Source organism: Kitasatospora sp. NPDC096140 (assembly GCF_040303045.1).
GTDB lineage: Bacteria > Actinomycetota > Actinomycetes > Streptomycetales > Streptomycetaceae > Kitasatospora.
The window spans coordinates 144,481-160,369 of sequence record NZ_JBEOUW010000010.1 but is presented as its reverse complement, the minus strand read 5'-3'; the positions used below and the strand labels follow the sequence as shown (position 1 = coordinate 160,369).

8 protein-coding genes are annotated in these 15,889 nt (G+C 74.4%); 4 read left to right on the top strand and 4 right to left on the bottom strand.

Features of this window, described 5'->3' with window-relative positions; all coding sequences use genetic code 11:
- Window positions 1-19: 19 nt before the first annotated feature.
- The gene (locus ABT048_RS13120) at window positions 20-1,198 is read right to left on the bottom strand and encodes a mechanosensitive ion channel family protein (protein ID WP_350521434.1); all 1,179 of its coding nucleotides are present in this window, start codon (window positions 1,196-1,198) and stop codon (window positions 20-22) included.
- Between the two features lie 500 nt (window positions 1,199-1,698).
- Between ABT048_RS13120 and ABT048_RS13115 the strand changes: the two genes are divergently transcribed.
- Window positions 1,699-2,343: an HNH endonuclease gene (locus ABT048_RS13115; RefSeq protein ID WP_350521433.1), complete on the top strand. Its 645-nt coding sequence runs from the start codon at window positions 1,699-1,701 to the stop codon at window positions 2,341-2,343.
- Window positions 2,344-2,457: 114 nt separating this feature from the next.
- Here ABT048_RS13115 and ABT048_RS13110 read toward each other — a convergent pair whose 3' ends face one another.
- Complete coding sequence (locus ABT048_RS13110) at window positions 2,458-6,333, bottom strand: beta-N-acetylglucosaminidase domain-containing protein (RefSeq protein WP_350521528.1); 3,876 nt, start codon at window positions 6,331-6,333, stop codon at window positions 2,458-2,460.
- A gap of 522 nt (window positions 6,334-6,855) precedes the next feature.
- Between ABT048_RS13110 and malQ the strand changes: the two genes are divergently transcribed.
- Window positions 6,856-8,961, top strand: coding sequence for a 4-alpha-glucanotransferase (malQ, locus tag ABT048_RS13105; protein ID WP_402803974.1), 2,106 nt, complete (start codon window positions 6,856-6,858; stop codon window positions 8,959-8,961).
- A 235-nt stretch (window positions 8,962-9,196) separates the two neighbouring features.
- Window positions 9,197-9,424 (top strand): hypothetical protein, encoded by a 228-nt coding sequence (locus ABT048_RS13100; RefSeq protein ID WP_350521432.1) that lies wholly within the window; start codon window positions 9,197-9,199, stop codon window positions 9,422-9,424.
- Between the two features lie 93 nt (window positions 9,425-9,517).
- Here the strand turns inward: ABT048_RS13100 and pepN are convergent, their stop codons facing one another.
- Entirely contained in the window at window positions 9,518-12,097 is a 2,580-nt protein-coding gene (gene pepN, locus ABT048_RS13095; RefSeq protein ID WP_350521431.1) for an aminopeptidase N, read from the bottom strand.
- Between the two features lie 164 nt (window positions 12,098-12,261).
- A complete protein-coding gene (locus ABT048_RS13090; RefSeq protein WP_350521430.1) occupies window positions 12,262-13,920 on the bottom strand; it encodes an outer membrane protein assembly factor BamB family protein in 1,659 nt (552 codons plus the stop codon).
- A gap of 636 nt (window positions 13,921-14,556) precedes the next feature.
- Here ABT048_RS13090 and ABT048_RS13085 point away from each other — a divergent pair.
- Window positions 14,557-15,735 (top strand): ROK family transcriptional regulator, encoded by a 1,179-nt coding sequence (locus ABT048_RS13085; protein WP_350521429.1) that lies wholly within the window; start codon window positions 14,557-14,559, stop codon window positions 15,733-15,735.
- The last annotated feature ends 154 nt before the right edge of the window (window positions 15,736-15,889 follow it).

The following is a 15,889-nucleotide window of genomic DNA, read 5'->3' as shown; positions in this document are numbered from 1 at the left end:
CGCTACGGGGCCTACGGGCCTACGGGGCCGGCTCCGGCTTCGGCACCGGGATCGGCTCGGCGGCCTTGAACCGGGCCGAGTTCGGGTCGGCGAACGCGGACGGCGCCACCTGCTCGACCGCGGGGGCCTGCGCCGGCGCGATCACCGCGGCGGCCACGGCGGCCGCCGCCGCGGCCGCGGCCGTCGGGGCCTCCTCCTTGACCTTGATCCCGGCCCCGTCGAAGGCCGTCTTGAGCCGCTGGCGCAGCGCCCGGGAGACCACCGCCGCCTTGCCGGGCGCGGTCCGGGCCTCGACCCGCAGCATCAGGGAGTCCGCCGCCACCGACTCCACGCCCAGGATCGACACCGGCGCCCAGACCAACTCGTCGTACGGCGTCTCCTTGGCCAGCTCCTCGGCGGTCTGCTGGATCAGGTCCTCGACCCGCAGCAGGTCCTCCTTGTACGCGACCTGGACGTCCACCGAGGCCGTCGACCAGCCCTGGCTCATGTTGGCGATCCGCTTCACCTCGCCGTTGCGGATGTACCAGATCTCGCCGTTCGCGCCGCGCAGCTTGGTCACCCGCAGGCCGACCTCCAGCACCGTGCCGGTGGCCACCCCGGTGTCGATCTCGTCGCCGACGCCGTACTGGTCCTCCATGATCATGAAGACCCCGGAGAGGAAGTCCGTGACCAGGTTGCGGGCGCCGAAACCGATCGCCACACCGGCCACACCGGCGCTCGCCAGCAGCGGCGCCAGGTTCACCCCCAGCGCGGAGAGCACCATCAGGGCCGCCGTGCCCAGGATCGTGAAGGAGGCCACGCTGCGCAGCACCGAGCCGATCGCCTCCGAGCGCTGCTGGCGCCGCTCCGGGTTCACCACCCCGGTGTTGGCCAGCAGCCCGCCCAGCCGGCTCTCCTCCTGGTGCTCGGGGCTGCGCGCCATCCGCCCTATCAGCTGGGTGATCAGCTTGCGCACCACGGCCCGCAGCACCATCGCCAGCACCACGATGAAGACGATCCGCAGGCCCGAGGCCAGCCAGCTCTGCCAGTGCGTGTCGAACCAGCTGGCGGCCTGCTTGGTGGTGTCCGACACCTCCTGCGCGCTGGTCGGGATCCGCAGGTCCAGGTTCGGCAGCTGCGCGGTGGGGCTGGGGGTCGGCGTCGGGACGGAGGGCGTCGGGGACGCGTCGGACAGACCGGTGGCGCCGGAGCTGAACACGTGCGGACCTTCCTTGCTGGGTGCGTGGCGGGCCCACACCGCCGGCAAGCGGCCCGCGGACCGTGCGCCTTAGCCTATCCGCCGCCGAACGCCCGCCCGGACACGCCGAACGCCGTCGGCCGCCTCGCGCGAAGCCTCCCGAGGGCGTACGGAAGGGCCCGGACGCCCCGTCAACACCCCGGTGCGCTCCCCCCGCACCCCACCCCGGAAGCCGCCGCGACCCGGCCGGACACTGCTCCGACCGGCCGATCCGTCCCCCGGGAGGGCCACCGGCCGGGCCCGGGCGGCACCCGGGCGGCACCCGGGTGCAAGTCGACCTTCCCCGGGCATACCGGTTATGACAGAGACCACACCCGAAGTTCACGGCAGGTCCGTTACACAGGAGTGGTGGCGCCGTACAAAGGCGTAAGGCGACACTGGGGGAGATCGCGCACTCGTTGTGCGATCCAACCGCTCGTCCCGGCGCGAGCCACGCGCCGCAGGCGTCCAAGGAGGCATCCGTGCCGCATGTCCTGGTCCTCAACGCGTCCTACGAGCCACTCGGCGTCGTATCGATGCGCCGCGCACTCATCCTGGTCCTCAACCACAAGGCAGTCAGCCTGGAGGACACGGGAGTCACTCTGCACAGCGCCACCAGCGCCCTTCCGGCGCCGTCCGTCGTCCGTCTGACCCGCTTCGTCCGGGTCCCGTTCTGCGGGCCCGTCCCGCTCACCCGCCGGGCGCTGTTCGCCCGCGACCACGGCCGCTGCGTCTACTGCGGGGCCGCCGCCACCAGCGTCGACCACGTGATCCCGCGCAGCCGGGGCGGCCAGCACCGGTGGGACAACGTGGTGGCAGCCTGCCGCCGCTGCAACCACACCAAGGCCGACCGTCACCTCACCGAACTCGGGTGGCGGATGAAGCGCCCACCCGCACCGCCCAGCGGACTCGCCTGGCGGATCATCGGCACCGGCATCAAGGACCCGCGCTGGCGCCCCTACCTGGAACCCTACGGCGGCGGCGACCAGCTGCGCGCCCCGCAGTGGGGCGAGTACGAGCACCACGACCATACCGAGCCCAACCACTCGGTACCGATCGGCCGGGCGCACGGCGCCCACCCCACCCCCGTCCGCCGCGGCGAGCAGCCCGAACCGCTCTCCGCCTGACCCCAGCGACACAAGGGCCCGCCCGTCACACCGTCGGTACGCGCCTCATGGGCCGCCGCGCCCCCCGCAGCGGGGAGCACGGCGGCCCGCCGCGTTCTCGGGGCCCGCGGCCGGCTACGGCTTCGCGGGCGTCGCCGGAGGAGTCGCGGGAGCGGCCGGCGCACCACCCGGCTGACCCGGCTGAGCGGGCTGCCCCGGCTGGCCGGCCGGCGGCTGCGGCTGGGCCGGCGGGGTCACCGCGTACAGCTCGACGCCCCACAGCGAGTAGCCGTACTTCGTCGCCCGCGCCACGCCCTGGACCCGGACGAACCGGACGCCGGGCGCGTCGAAGCGCACCGTCTCGTCGCCGCCCTTGCCGTTGTCCACCGTCGCCGCGTCCGTCCAGGAGTTCCCGTCCGCGGAGACCTGGATCTTGTACGCCGCGGCGTACGCGGCCTGCCAGTGCAGCACCGCCGCGCCCAGCCGGGTCGCCTGCGGCAGCTCCAGCCGCACCCAGGCGTCGTCCTTGGCCGGCGAGGACCAACGGCTCTTCGGATCGCCGTCGGTGACCGCCGAGGCCGGGAAGTTCGACGTCTCGTCGCCCGAGGAGGTGGCCTTGGCGCCGAGCGCCAGGTCCGGCCCGCCGGTCGGCGGCACCACGTGCACCTGGAGCACCTGCTTGACGCTGGTCGCCCCGGACACGAACTGCACCGGCACCTGGTACGTCCCGGACGGCGTGCCCGGCGCGGCGGCGACCTGCAGCGGCACGCCCACCCGGCCGCCGCGCGGCACGGTCACCGGGCCGGCCGGGGTCACGGTCAGGCCCTTGGCGGCGACCGGCACCTCGGCACGCAGCTCCCCGGTGGTTCCCTCGGGGCGGCCGGCCTCCACGGTGGCCTGGGTCTTGACCGGCGCGGCCGCGCCGGTGACCACGTCCATGGCGGGGTCGGACAGGCTGAGGCGGGCCGCCGGGGCGTCCGCGTACCAGGGGATCACCTGGTTGACGACCGGCGGGTCGCCGCCGGGCCGCCAGGTCAGCCGGAACGCGTCGGCCACCTGCCCGCCGGCCGGCAGTTCGTTGTAGCCGGGCACCACGGTGCCGATGTCCGCCCAGGTGCCGTCGGCGCGGCGCACCGCGACGGTGGCGGTGGCCCGCACGCCCGGGTCGGTCAGCACGGTGAGCCGGTCCAGCGGGCGGGCGGCGCCGAGCTCCACGGTCAGCGGCTCGTCCTGCGCGGTCGGCGCCTTGGCGGCCCGGTACGCGGTGTCCGGGTTGCCGTCCAGCACCGCGGCGGCGGAGGAGCCGGGCAGCGCGTCGGGCCCGCCGGTGACGCTCGCCGGGGACTCGTCCGGGGCGGTGACGGTGAACTCGCGCACCGCGACGGCGGTCTTCTGCGCGGCGGTGGCCCGCAGCCGCACCGCCCGGACGATCGTGCCCGGCGGGAGCTGGGCGCTGACCGTCTTCTGGTTCTTGACGACGGCCAGCTGCTTCCAGCCGCCCTCGCCGGTGGAGTACTCCAGCACGCCGTCGCGGATGTAGTCGTCCACGGCGGTCCGGGCGTCCGGGCCGTTGCCCCAGCTGCCCATCAGCACGGTCACGCCGCTCACCGGGCGGCCCGCGCCGAGGTCCAGGCCGACCGCGTCGCCGGGCTGCGGGGGAGCGGAGCTCCAGTAGAAGGTGTCCGCCACGCCGTCGGCCATCAGCGCGGGCAGGTGGTCCTGGGCGGTGCCCAGGGTGGTGGTCGCGGTGACCCCACCGCTGACCACGCCGGCCCAGTTGTCGGCGGCGCGGACGGCGCGGTCCAGGAACGGGGCGAGCACCCCGGCGCCGATGGTGGCCGGGGACCGGTCCAGCTGCTCGCGCAGCCGGTTCAGCTCCACCCGGGCCTTCCAGGCGGCCGCGCCGTCGCCGCCGTGCTGGGCGAGCAGCATGTTCAGGGCGGCCTGCCCGGCCAGCCCGTAGTCGCGCAGCGGGCCCAGCCACGGCGCGGCCTCGCCGGCCAGCTGGGCGGTGGCCGGGGTGCCGGCCAGCGTCTGCTGGGCGGTGGCCATCGCGGCGAAGGCGTCACGCAGCGGGGCGGCGGCCTCTATCAGCCTGGCGAGGTCGGGGGCCGCGCCCGAGGTGGGCTCGGCGGCCGCCCAGAAGCGGTCGAGCAGCGGCGTCAGGTAGCCGGACTCCTGCTGGGACAGCGGGGAGGAGACGCTGTTGCCGGCCAGCGCGGTGACGGCGGGCAGCGCCGTCCCGGCGGGCGTCGCGGCGGCGCCGGTCGGCCCGGCCAGCGTGCGCACGGCCGCCTGCCAGGACTCGTCCGACTTGTAGCCGACGGGGTTCCAGGCGAAGTCGCCGGCCGTGGCGATGGCTATCCGCGAGGCGATCGGCTGCTGCATCGCACCGGTCAGCATCACCGCCGAGCGGGTGGCCACCCCCGGGTCGCGCCCGGTGTAGGCGCCGAGGAAGAGCCGGTCCGGGCTGGCGTCGTTGACCGGGTAGTTGTCCATGGTGACCAGCGGGTGCCCGTACAGGTCTGCGGTGTCGGAGGCCTGAGCGGTGGTGATCTTCTCCGGGATCACCCCGACCCCGCTCCAGGCGACCTGCACGTTCGCCGGCAGCGCCGCGGCCAGCGCCTTGCGGTACGGCGTGGCCCCCTGCTGGTGGTACTCGGTCGGGACGACGGACAGCGGCGCCAGGCCCGGGTTCCGGGCGATCAGCCGGTCCTGCACCTTCTTCACCAGCTCGGCCTGCGCCTTGGCGGCCGCGGCGGGCCCGGTGCCGTACTCGTCGCGGTCGTCGCCGCAGTGCCACTCGTCGTAGCTGACGTCCAGGAACTGCAGCTGGAAGGCGCTGAAGCCGAGCTTGCGCAGCCCGTCCAGCTTGGCCACCAGCGCGTCCACGTCCTTGCCGGAGCTGAAGCAGAGGGACTGCCCCGGGTCGATCGCGTAGCCGAGCGTGACGTGGTTGCGCCGCGCCCGGTCGGCCAGCTCGCGCAGCTCGTCCGCCTGCGCGGCCGGGTAGGCGTTGCGCCAGCGGGAGAGCCGGTACGGGTCGTCACCGGGGGCGTAGAGGTAGAAGTTCTGCTTGGAGCGGCCGAGGAAGTCGACCTGGTCCAGCCGCTGCTGGGCCGTCCACGGGGTGCCGTAGAACGCCTCGGCGGTGCCGCGCACCGGCGCGCCGGTCGGCCAGTCCCGCAGCGTGATCCCGGGCAGGCCGAGCCCGTTCGCGCCCGCCGCCTGCCCCTGCCCGGCCGGCACGGCGGCGAGCAGCTGGCGCAGGCTCTGCGCGGCGTAGAAGGTCCCGGTGGAGTCCGTGCCCGCCAGCACCACGGCGCCGTACGTCCCGCCGCCCTGGGCGGGCAGCTGACCGGCCGACAGCACGTACCCGCCGGCCGGCAGGTTCGCGGTCGAGGGCGCGGTGCCCTCCTTTCCGCCGGCCGCGGCGCTCAGCTGCCGCAGCACGCGGTCCACCTCGCCGTCGGCGCCCTCGGAGGGCCCGCCGACGTACACCACCAGCGAGCCGGCGGCCGGCGTCCCGCCGTCCGCCTGCGGCGTCACCTCGGTCGCCCCGGCGACGTTCAGCACCTCACGGACGGCCAGGACCGCGCCGATGTCCGCCTTCGGCGAGGCCACCAGCGTCACGGCGGCCGGCACCACGACCGCCTTGCCCGCCACCGTCTTCTCCTGCGGCCGCGGGAACACCTGAGGGTCGGTCACGCTCCCCAGCGGCGTCTGCGGCGCGGTGGACACCACGTCCGGCCCCGGCGTGGCCGCGTACGCCGCCGACGGCAGCGGCCCGGCCAACAGCCCGCCGACCACCGCGGCGGTCGCCACCCCGGCCGCGATCTGCATCGCCCGCCGCCCGGGACGCCCGGCCGCACGCTCCGCCCGCACCGAGGCCAGCAGCGGCTCCGTCCCCTTGAGGTCGGCGATCAGCCGGTCCGCCGTCCTGGGCGCCAGCTGACGGCACGTCCGCGCCGTCGCCCGCCGCGCGGCCAGCGCCGCCGGGTGCTGCAGCACCTCCCGCAACGCAGGACTCTGCTCCAACTGGGACCGCAGGCGTCGCCCGGCTGCGACGGACACTCGGGCTTGCACAGGAGCCTCCTCGCCAGGCCAGGACCACAACGCGAGCAACCCCACCAGGTACCCAACCCGGTGTCAACGCCGTCGACGGCTATGCCGATCTTGCCCCGATTCATCCCCTCGCGGGGCCCTCCAGAGCCTCTCCCCGAACTCTCCTCGAACCCTCCTCCAATCCTGTCCGAAGCCGCCCCGGAAGCCCCCCGGGGCCCGCCCCGCCGATCCGGCCCCGGCGTTCCCGGACCGGCGCCGTGAGCTGCGGCGATGCGTCAGCCGCGGCCGGTGGAACGGGAAGTGGACGGGGAGGCGGGGCGGCCCGGAGACGGTCCGTCGCCGACGGTCACCGGCCCCGCCGTGCCGGACCGCCCGATCCGCCGTGTCGCGCAGCGTCGCCGGGCGGTTACCCGGGTAGGACTTGGGGAGTCCCGACCGGGCGTTGCCGAGACATCGCAGGAGCCGCGAGTGGCCGCTTACCACGACAGTGACGGAGCCGAGCAGGTACCGGCGCAGGACGCCCCGCCACCGCCCGCCGAACTGGTCGCGCTGGCGCAGGCGTACGGGGTGGACACCCGGCACCCGGGGCCGGGCGGACGGGCGGTGGGGGCGCGGACCCTGGTCGCCGTGCTGGCCGCACTGGGGGTGGCGGCCGGGACGTCGGAGGAGGTGCGGGAGGCGCTGGAGCGTCACCGGACCGAGCAGCGCGCCCGGTTGCTGCCGCCCACCGTGGTGGTCCGGCAGGGCCGGCGCACCGCCCTGGACGTCCCCGCGGACGCCCGGCTGCACGTGGAGCTGGAGGACGGCGGGAGTTGGGAGCTGCCGTGCGGGCACTCGCACTGGCTGCCCGCCGACCTGCCCCTCGGGCGGCACACCCTCAAGGCGGAGTCCAACGGTGCGAAGGCCGAAGCGGCGCTGATCGTGGCCCCGCAGGAGGTCCCCCGACTGCCCGGCCGCAGCTGGGGGTTCCTCGCCCAGCTGTACTCCGTCCTCTCCGACCGCTCCTGGGGCATGGGCGACCTCGGCGACCTCGCCGAACTGGCCCAGTGGGCGGGTGCCGACCTGGGCGCGGGCTTCGTGCAGATCAACCCGCTGCACGCGGGGCTCCCCGCCACCCCCTCCGACCCGTCCCCGTACCGCCCCTCCTCCCGCCGCTTCGCCGACCCGGTCCACCTGCGGATCGAGGCCGTCCCCGAGTACCCGTACCTCGACGGCGAGCAGCGCGCCCGGGCCGAGGAGCTGACCCACCGGGCGGCCCGCCTGCGCGACGAGGTCCTCGGCCACGACGGCCTGATCGACCGCGACGCCGTCTGGGCGCTCAAGCGCGAGGCCCTGGAACTGCTGCACGAGGTGCCGCGCGGGCCCGGCCGGCAGGCCGCGTACGAGGCGTTCCGGCGCCGGGAGGGCGAGTGGCTGCGCCGGCACGCCCTGTGGAACGCCCTGGCCGAGGTGCACGGCGCCGACTGGCACCACTGGCCGAAGGGCCTGCGTCACCCGGACGGCCCACACGTCGAGCAGGCCGGCAAGGAGCTCCGGGACCGGGTCGAGTTCCACCACTGGCTCGCCTGGCAGGTCGACCAGCAGCTCGGCCACGCCCAGCGCGCCGCCCGCGAGGCCGGCATGCCGGTCGGCCTGATCCTCGACCTCGCCGTCGGCGTCCACCCGGACGGCGCCGACGCCTGGGCCCTGCAGGACGTCCTGGCCGGCGGCATCTCGGTCGGCGCCCCGCCGGACGCCTTCAACGCCCACGGCCAGGACTGGGGCCTGCCGCCCTGGCGTCCGGACGCCCTCGCCGAGGCCGGCTACGCCCCGTACGCGGACCTGCTGCGGGCGGCCGCCCGGCACGCGGGGGCCCTGCGCATCGACCACGTCATGGGCCTGTTCCGGCTCTGGTGGGTGCCGGCCGGGCACCCGCCCACCGAGGGCGCGTACGTCCGCTACGACGCCGAGGCGATGCTCGGCGTGCTGGCCCTGGAAGCGCACCGGGCCGGGACGGCGGTGATCGGCGAGGACCTCGGCACGGTGGAGCCGGGCGTCCGGGAGGAGCTGGCGGCGCGCGGGGTGCTCGGCACCTCCGTGCTCTGGTTCGAACGGGACTGGCAGGCCGGTGGCGGCATCCTGGCCCCGGACCGCTGGCGGCCTGGCTGCCTGGCCACCCTGACCACCCACGACCTGCCGAGCACCGCCGCCCGGCTCTCCGGGGAGCACGTCGAGCTGCGCCACCGGCTCGGCCTGCTGGCCCGCCCGCTGGGCGAGGAGCAGGAGGAGGCGGCCGGGGAGCTGGCGGACTGGCGGGCCGCGCTGGCCGCCCAGGGGCTGCTCACCCCGGACGAGCCGCTGTCGATGCCCGCGCTGTACCGCTTCCTGCGGGCGACCCCGGCGGAGCTGGTCGGCGTCTGGCTGCCGGACCTGATCGGGGACCCGCGCCCGCAGAACCTGCCGGGCACTTGGGACCAGTACCCGAACTGGCGCCTCCCGGTCGCCGACGGCTCCGGCGCCCCGGTCACCCTCGACCGCCTCGCCACCACCCCCGCCGCCCGCGTCCTGGCCCACCTGCTCGCCCTGCCCCGTTGACCCGACGGCCCCGCGCCGCACGCGGCACCCCCGCCGCGTGCGGCCACCCCTCCCGGCCCCGGCCGTACCAGCCCCACCCCGGTCTCACAGGTCCCCGCCTGTCCCGGCCGCACAGGTCCCCGTCCGGCCCCGCCGGCCCCGCCCGGGCCCGCCGTCACCACCCGGCGCACGCCCCCCGACCCACCAGGCCGACCCCGACGCGCGCCCTCCCATAAGCGGCGGGTAAGTTGGAAACGTGGACAAGAGGAACGCTTTGCGAGCCGGCGCGGTCTCCGCAACGGTCACGCTGATGATGCTGCTGTCGTCGCCCGCCATGGCCTACACCAGGGACGACGGCGATGACCCCGGTACCGGCCTGAGCCTCGGCCAGACCCTCGGCCTGTACGTGTTTCTCCCGATCGTTCTCTTCGTGGTGATCGCCGCCCTGGCCGGCCTGCCCTACGGCAAGACCAAGAAGAAGTAACCACCCCGCGCACGGAGTCCACCCGGACCCGCACAACCCCGAAGGGGCGCCGGACGATCCCGTCCGGCGCCCCTTCGGGTTGTCCGCGCCTCGTCAGCGAGCGCCCGCCGCACGGTCGGCCGCCTGGGCCTTGAGCGCGCGCTCGATCCCGGCCCGCGACTCGACGACCTGGCGCCGCAGGGCCGGGGCCGGCTCGGCCGAGGCCAGCCAGGCGTCGGTGGCCTCCAGCGTCCCGGTCGTCACCTGCAGCCCCGGGTACAGCCCGACGATGATCTGCTGCGAGATCTCGTGGCTGCGGGTCTCCCAGATGCCCTTGACCGCCGCGAAGTACTTCTCCGCGTACGGCGCGAGCAGCTCGCGCTGGTCGGACTGCTGGAAGCCGGCGATGACGGCCTCCTGGACGTAGTTGGTCAGCGTGTCGGACTCCACCACCGACGCCCAGGCCTCCGCCTTGGCCTCGGCGGTCGGCCGGGCGGCGCGGCAGGTGGCCGCGTGCTCCTGGCCGGCCGCGGTGTTGTCCCGCTCCAGCTCGGCCGCGATCGCGGCCTCGTCCGCCCGGCCCGTGGCCGCGAGGCGGCCGAGCAGCGTCCAGCGCAGCTCGGTGTCCACCGCGAGGCCCTTGATCTCGACCGAGCCGTCCAGCAGACCGGCGAGCAGTCCGAGCTGACCGTCCGTGCGGGCGACCGAGGCGAGGGCGCGGGCCCAGGCCAGCTGGTGGTCGCTGCCGGGCTCGGCGGCGCGCAGGTGCTCCTCGGCGGCGGCGGCCCAGCGGGAGAGGCCCTCCTCGCGCCAGTCCGGGTCGGCGTACGCGTCGAGGGCGAGCTTGACCTGGCGCTGCACGGACTGCACGACGCCGATGTCGGACTCGCGGCCGATGCCGGAGAGCGCGAGCGACAGGTAGTCGCGGGCGGCGAGTTCGCCGTCGCGGGTCATGTCCCAGGCGGAGGCCCAGCACAGCGCGCGGGGGAGCGACTCGGTGAAGCCGCCGAGGTGCTCGGTGACGACGGCCATCGAGTCCTCGTCGAGCCGGATCTTGGCGTACGACAGGTCGTCGTCGTTCAGCAGCACGACGGCCGGACGGTGACGCCCGACCAGCTCCGGCACCTCGGTGCGCGGGCCGTCGACGTCCAGCTCGATCCGGTCGGTGCGCACCAGCGCGTCGCCGTTCAGCTCGTAGAGGCCGATCGCGATGCGGTGCGGCCGCAGCACGGCCTCGCCCTTGGCGCCGGCGGGCAGCGCGGGGGCCTCCTGCAGCACGGCGAAGGACTCGATCTCGCCGTCGGTGTTCAGCGTGATTGCGGGCCGCAGCACGTTGATGCCGGCGGTCTCCAGCCAGGACTTGGACCAGGCCTTGAGGTCGCGGCCGCTGGCCTCCTCCAGGGCGCCGAGCAGGTCGCTGAGCCGGGTGTTGCCCCAGGCGTGACGCTTGAAGTAGGCCTGCACGCCCTGGAAGAAGGCGTCCTGGCCGACGTAGGCCACCAGCTGCTTGAGCACCGAGGCGCCCTTGGCGTAGGTGATGCCGTCGAAGTTGACCTGGACGTCCTCCAGGTCGTTGATCTCGGCCATGATCGGGTGGGTGGACGGCAGCTGGTCCTGCCGGTACGCCCAGGTCTTCATCTGGTTGGCGAAGGTGGTCCACGACTGCGGCCACTTGGAGCCGGGGGCCTCGGCCTGGCAGACGGCCTCGGCGAAGGTGGCGAAGGACTCGTTCAGCCAGAGGTCGTTCCACCACTCCATGGTGACGAGGTCGCCGAACCACATGTGGGCGAGCTCGTGCAGGATCGTCGCGGCGCGGGCCTCGTACGCGGCGTCGGTGACCTTGGAGCGGAACACGTACTGGTCGCGCAGGGTGACGGCGCCCGCGTTCTCCATCGCGCCGGCGTTGAACTCCGGGACGAACAGCTGGTCGTACTTCGCGAACGGGTACGGGAAGTCGAACTTCTCCTGGAAGTAGTCGAAGCCCTGCTTGGTGACCTCGAAGATGGCCTCCGGGTCCAGGAACTCCCGCAGCGAGGGCCGGCAGTAGACGCCCAGCGGCACCTTCTGCTCGCCCTTCTCGTAGCTGTCGAAGACGCCGACGTACGGGCCGGCGATCAGCGCGGTGATGTAGCTGGAGATCCGGCCGGTGGGCTCGAACTCCCAGACCTGGGTGTCGCCGTCGCCGACGGGGGTCGGGGTCGGCGAGTTGGAGACCACGACCCAGCCCTTGGGCGCGGTCACGGTGAACCTGAACGCGGCCTTCAGGTCGGGCTGTTCGAAGGTGGCGAAGACCCGGCGGGCGTCCGGCACCTCGAACTGGGTGTACAGGTAGGTCTCGCCGTCGACCGGGTCGACGAACCGGTGCAGACCCTCACCGGTGTTGGTGTACGCGCAGTCGGCGACGATCCGCAGCTCGTTCTCGGCGGCCAGGTTCGGCAGCGGGACGCGGCTGTCGGCGAAGCTCGCCGGGTCGAGCGACGCCCCGTTGAGGGTGATCTCCTCGACGCTCGGGGCGACGAGGTCGATGAAGGTGTCCGCGCCGGGCGTGGTGGCGGTGAACCGGACCACGGTGGTGGACCGGAAGGTGCCTCCCTCGCGGGCCGAGCCCAGGTCGAGCTCGATGTCGTACGCGTCCACGCGGAGGAGATCGGCCCGGGTGCGGGCCTCCTCGCGGGTCAGGTTTGTGCCGGGCACTCGCTGCACTCCTTTGTCAGGCGGATGTTCCGAATCCTCGCATGTCCAACGCATGGGTCCGCCGAAAATTCACGGGCGGGGCGGGTACCGGCTGTTCGCCCGTACCCGCCCCGCCCGTGTGTCGTCGTGGCCCTCGGCCCCGACGGAGGGTCATGCCCCCGGCGTCACTTCTTCCACTTGGTCAGCGGACCGTCGGTGGAGCTGTAGCGACGGAAGGCGTACACCGCGCTGCCGTCGTCGGAGATGACGTACTCGGAGGTGCTGCTGCCGATGTCCAGGCCGTTCGACATGGCGATGGTGCCGATGTCGGTCATCGAGCCGTCGGTCGGCGAGAGCGTCACCAGACGGGCCGGCTTGTCGTAGCCCTGCTCGACGACGGCGCGGACCTTCCCGTCCTTGTCGGTGCCCGAGACCAGGCGGATGTCGTTGCTGGTCGAGGAGGTGGTGGCCGCCCACAGGCGCTTGCCGGTGTTCAGGTCGTAGGCGTTGATGCCCGGCTTGGTGCTGCTGACCTGGACGTACAGGGTGGAGCCGCTGACCACGTTCCGGGTGAGGGCCTCGTCCTGGCCGGACAGGCGCAGGCTGTCCGAACCGGCTTCCTTGACGGACATCTGGTTGCCCGGCTTGTTGTCCTTGTCGAACGGCAGGACGTAGTCGCCCTGCGGGCCGCTGGACATCAGCAGGACGAGCGGCTTGTCCGAGACGACCTGGTCGACCTGCTCGATCTGGCCGGTCAGGGTGATCGGCGTGCTGGCCGCCTTGCCCGTCTCGGCGTTGACGATGACCAGCTGCGACTTGGGACCGCTGCCGCCGTAGCAGCGGTCGCTGACGGCGATCTGGACGCCGGCCGCGCGGCCGCGCACGCTGCAGTCCTTGTCGCGGGGCTGGTACTGCCAGGCGGGCTGGCCGGTGGCGATGTTCAGCGCGCCGACCATGTTGCCGCCGATGGCGACGACGTTGTCGGTGACGCTCAGGGTCGGCGAGGACATCCGGTCGGCCGAGACCTTGGCGCTCCAGAGCAGCTTGCCCTGGTTGAGGTCGACGGCGCCGACGGTGGAGCAGTCGCTGTCACCGGTGTTGAAGGAGATCGCGGCGACGCCCTTGGAGTTGGCGCCGTACGAGGCGGTGCACAGCTCCTTGACGCCGGAGGGGACCGGGATGGTCCAGGCCTCCTTGCCGTCGGTCAGGTTGTAGGCCTTGATGCCGTTGCTGTCGACGCGGACGGCGAGCTTGTCGGTGCCCCAGACGCCGAGCATCTGGTTCGAGGCGTCGCCGGCGGCGCCCTTGGGGGCGGTCCAGGCGACGTTGAAGGTGGCGCCCTTGGTGACGGGGCCGGGGGTGGTGTCCCCGGAGGTGCCGCCGTCGCTGGTGCTGCCGGTGGAGACGGGGTCCGGGCCCGGCGTGGGCTTGGGGTCGTCCTTGAGCAGGACGACCAGGGCGACCACGATCGAGATCGCCAGCACGCCGCCGATGATCCCGCCCCACAGCATCACGGGGTTGCGCTGCTTGGGCGCGGCCGGCGCACCGGGGTAGCTGTACCCGGGCTGCTGCTGCGGGAAGTTGTAGCCGCCGGTGTTGTTGTAGCCCTGCCCGGCGTCGGGGGCGCCGTACGGGCCACCGGGGACGGGGTCGTACGGGCCGACCGGGGCGCCGGGCGGGGGCGGCGGGGCCTGCGCGGGGAAGCCGCCGGCCGCGGTCGGCGCGTACGCCGCGTAGTCGGCGCCGCCGACGGGCGGTTGGGCGGGCGGTGCCGGCGGCTGCGCGGGCGGCGGCCCGGCGGGGGCGGCCTGGCCCGGGACGGCCGAGCCGTCGAGCTGCGTCATCTGGTCCGCGACGGCGGCCGGATCGACCCCGCCGCCCGGCGGGCGTCCGAACGAGACGCCCCGGTTGTCCTGCGGACCGTTGCCGGGAGTTTCGCCTGCCCCCGGCGTAGGGTGATCCCCTGCCATCTGATTCCCCGTCATGTCTGGAAGTGCCCCCTGCCGGTACCGTCCGCGGTTCCGGTGGGACGGGTGAGAATTGGGCACCATGCTAGTGGTGTGTGGATTTCGGCCGCTGCCAGGACCGTCGAACCTCGTCCCCGCAGGTCCAGGCCGTGCAACACCTTCACCCCCCGATCACCCGGCCCCCACCCCCGACACCGCGGCGTGACCCCGGCGGCCCGCCCGCCCGGCTCCCGGGCCGACCGCACCGCCGCTGTCACCCGTCGGCATCACCCGTCGGAATCACCCGTCCGGCTCACCCGCCCCCGGCGGCCGTCCTCGCCGCGCCCGCCGCTGCGCCGGTCCCGGACCGGCGCCCGCCGCCCGGTCGTCTCCACCTCCGGTCCACCTCCGATCCACCTCCGATCCGCCTGCGAACCCTCACCGTCGACATCCCCGCCCCCGCCCCCGGGCCGTACCCTTCAGGAGTTGAAGGGGACACCCGGCGGAGGGGTCCCCGCCCTGGGAGGGTGGATCATGTCGACGGACACACCGGGCTCGCAGTCGTCCCTGCACCGGGCGAACCTGGAGCGGGTGCTGCGCGCGGTGCGGATGGCCGGCTCGCTGACCCAGGCCGAGATCGCCCGCGGCACCGGTCTCTCCGCGGCCACCGTGTCCAACATCGTGCGGGAGTTGAAGGAGAGCGGCACCGTCGTGGTCGCCGACACCTCCTCCGGCGGCCGCCGGGCCCGCAGCGTCTCGCTCAGCGGCGACGCCGGCATCGTGGTCGGCATCGACTTCGGCCACACCCACCTGCGGGTCGCGGTCGGCAACCTCGCCCACCGGGTGCTGGCCGAGGAGAGCGCCCCGATCGACGTGGACGTCTCCGCCCAGCAGGGTTTCGACCGCGCCGAGGCGATGGTCGAGCGGCTGCTGGCGCAGGCCGGGTTCCGTTCGGACAAGGTGATCGGCGTCGGCCTCGGCGTGCCCGGCCCGATCGACGTGGAGACCGGCGCGCTGGGCTCCACCGCGATCCTGCCCGGCTGGACGGGCATCGCCCCGGGGCGGGAGCTGGGCGAGCGGCTCGGCATGCCGGTGCACGTGGACAACGACGCCAACCTCGGTGCGCTCGGCGAGCTGGTCTGGGGTGCCGGCCGCGGCCTGAGCGACCTCGCGTACATCAAGATCGCCAGCGGTGTCGGCGCCGGTCTGGTCGTCAACGGCCAGATCTACCGCGGCCCGGGCGGTACGGCGGGTGAGATAGGGCACATCACGCTGGACGAGGCCGGGCCGGTGTGCCGCTGCGGCAACCGCGGCTGCCTGGAGACCTTCGTCGGCTCCCGCTACCTGCTCTCCCTGCTCAGCTCCACCCTCGGCCCGGACCTCACGCTGCCCCGGGTGGTCGAGCTGGCCCACCAGGGCGACCTCGGCTGCCGCCGGGTGATCGCCGACGCCGGCCGGCAGATCGGCACCGGCGTCGCGACCCTGTGCAACCTGCTCAACCCGCGCCGGGTGATCCTCGGCGGCGACCTCGCCGAGGCCGGTGAGCTGGTGCTCGCCCCGATCCGCGACTCGGTGGCCCGCTACGCGATCCCCAGCGCCGCCCGGCAGCTCTCGGTGGTCCCCGGCACCCTCGGCGGCCGCGCCGAGGTGCTCGGCGCGCTGGCGCTGGTGATGAGCGAGATGGGCGAGTCCGGCGCGCTGGGCCGCGCCTAGCACCGTCGGATCCGAGCCCGGCGGCGGTCGTCCGTTGTAAAGGCGTTCGAACGCCAGTCCGTCAACCTGTCGTGACCCGCATCCCCCGGCCGACCTCCCGGAATGGCGGTAACCGAACGGTGGCACCGGGCGCGCCGCTCGGTGTCCGGCAAGC

Excerpts from the sequence above, each read along its gene's own strand:
- ABT048_RS13090 (WP_350521430.1), bottom strand. The coding sequence starts at position 13,920 with ATGACGCAGCTCGACGGCTCGGCCGTCCCGGGCCAGGCCGCCCCCGCC.
- ABT048_RS13085 (WP_350521429.1), top strand. The coding sequence starts at position 14,557 with ATGTCGACGGACACACCGGGCTCGCAGTCGTCCCTGCACCGGGCGAAC.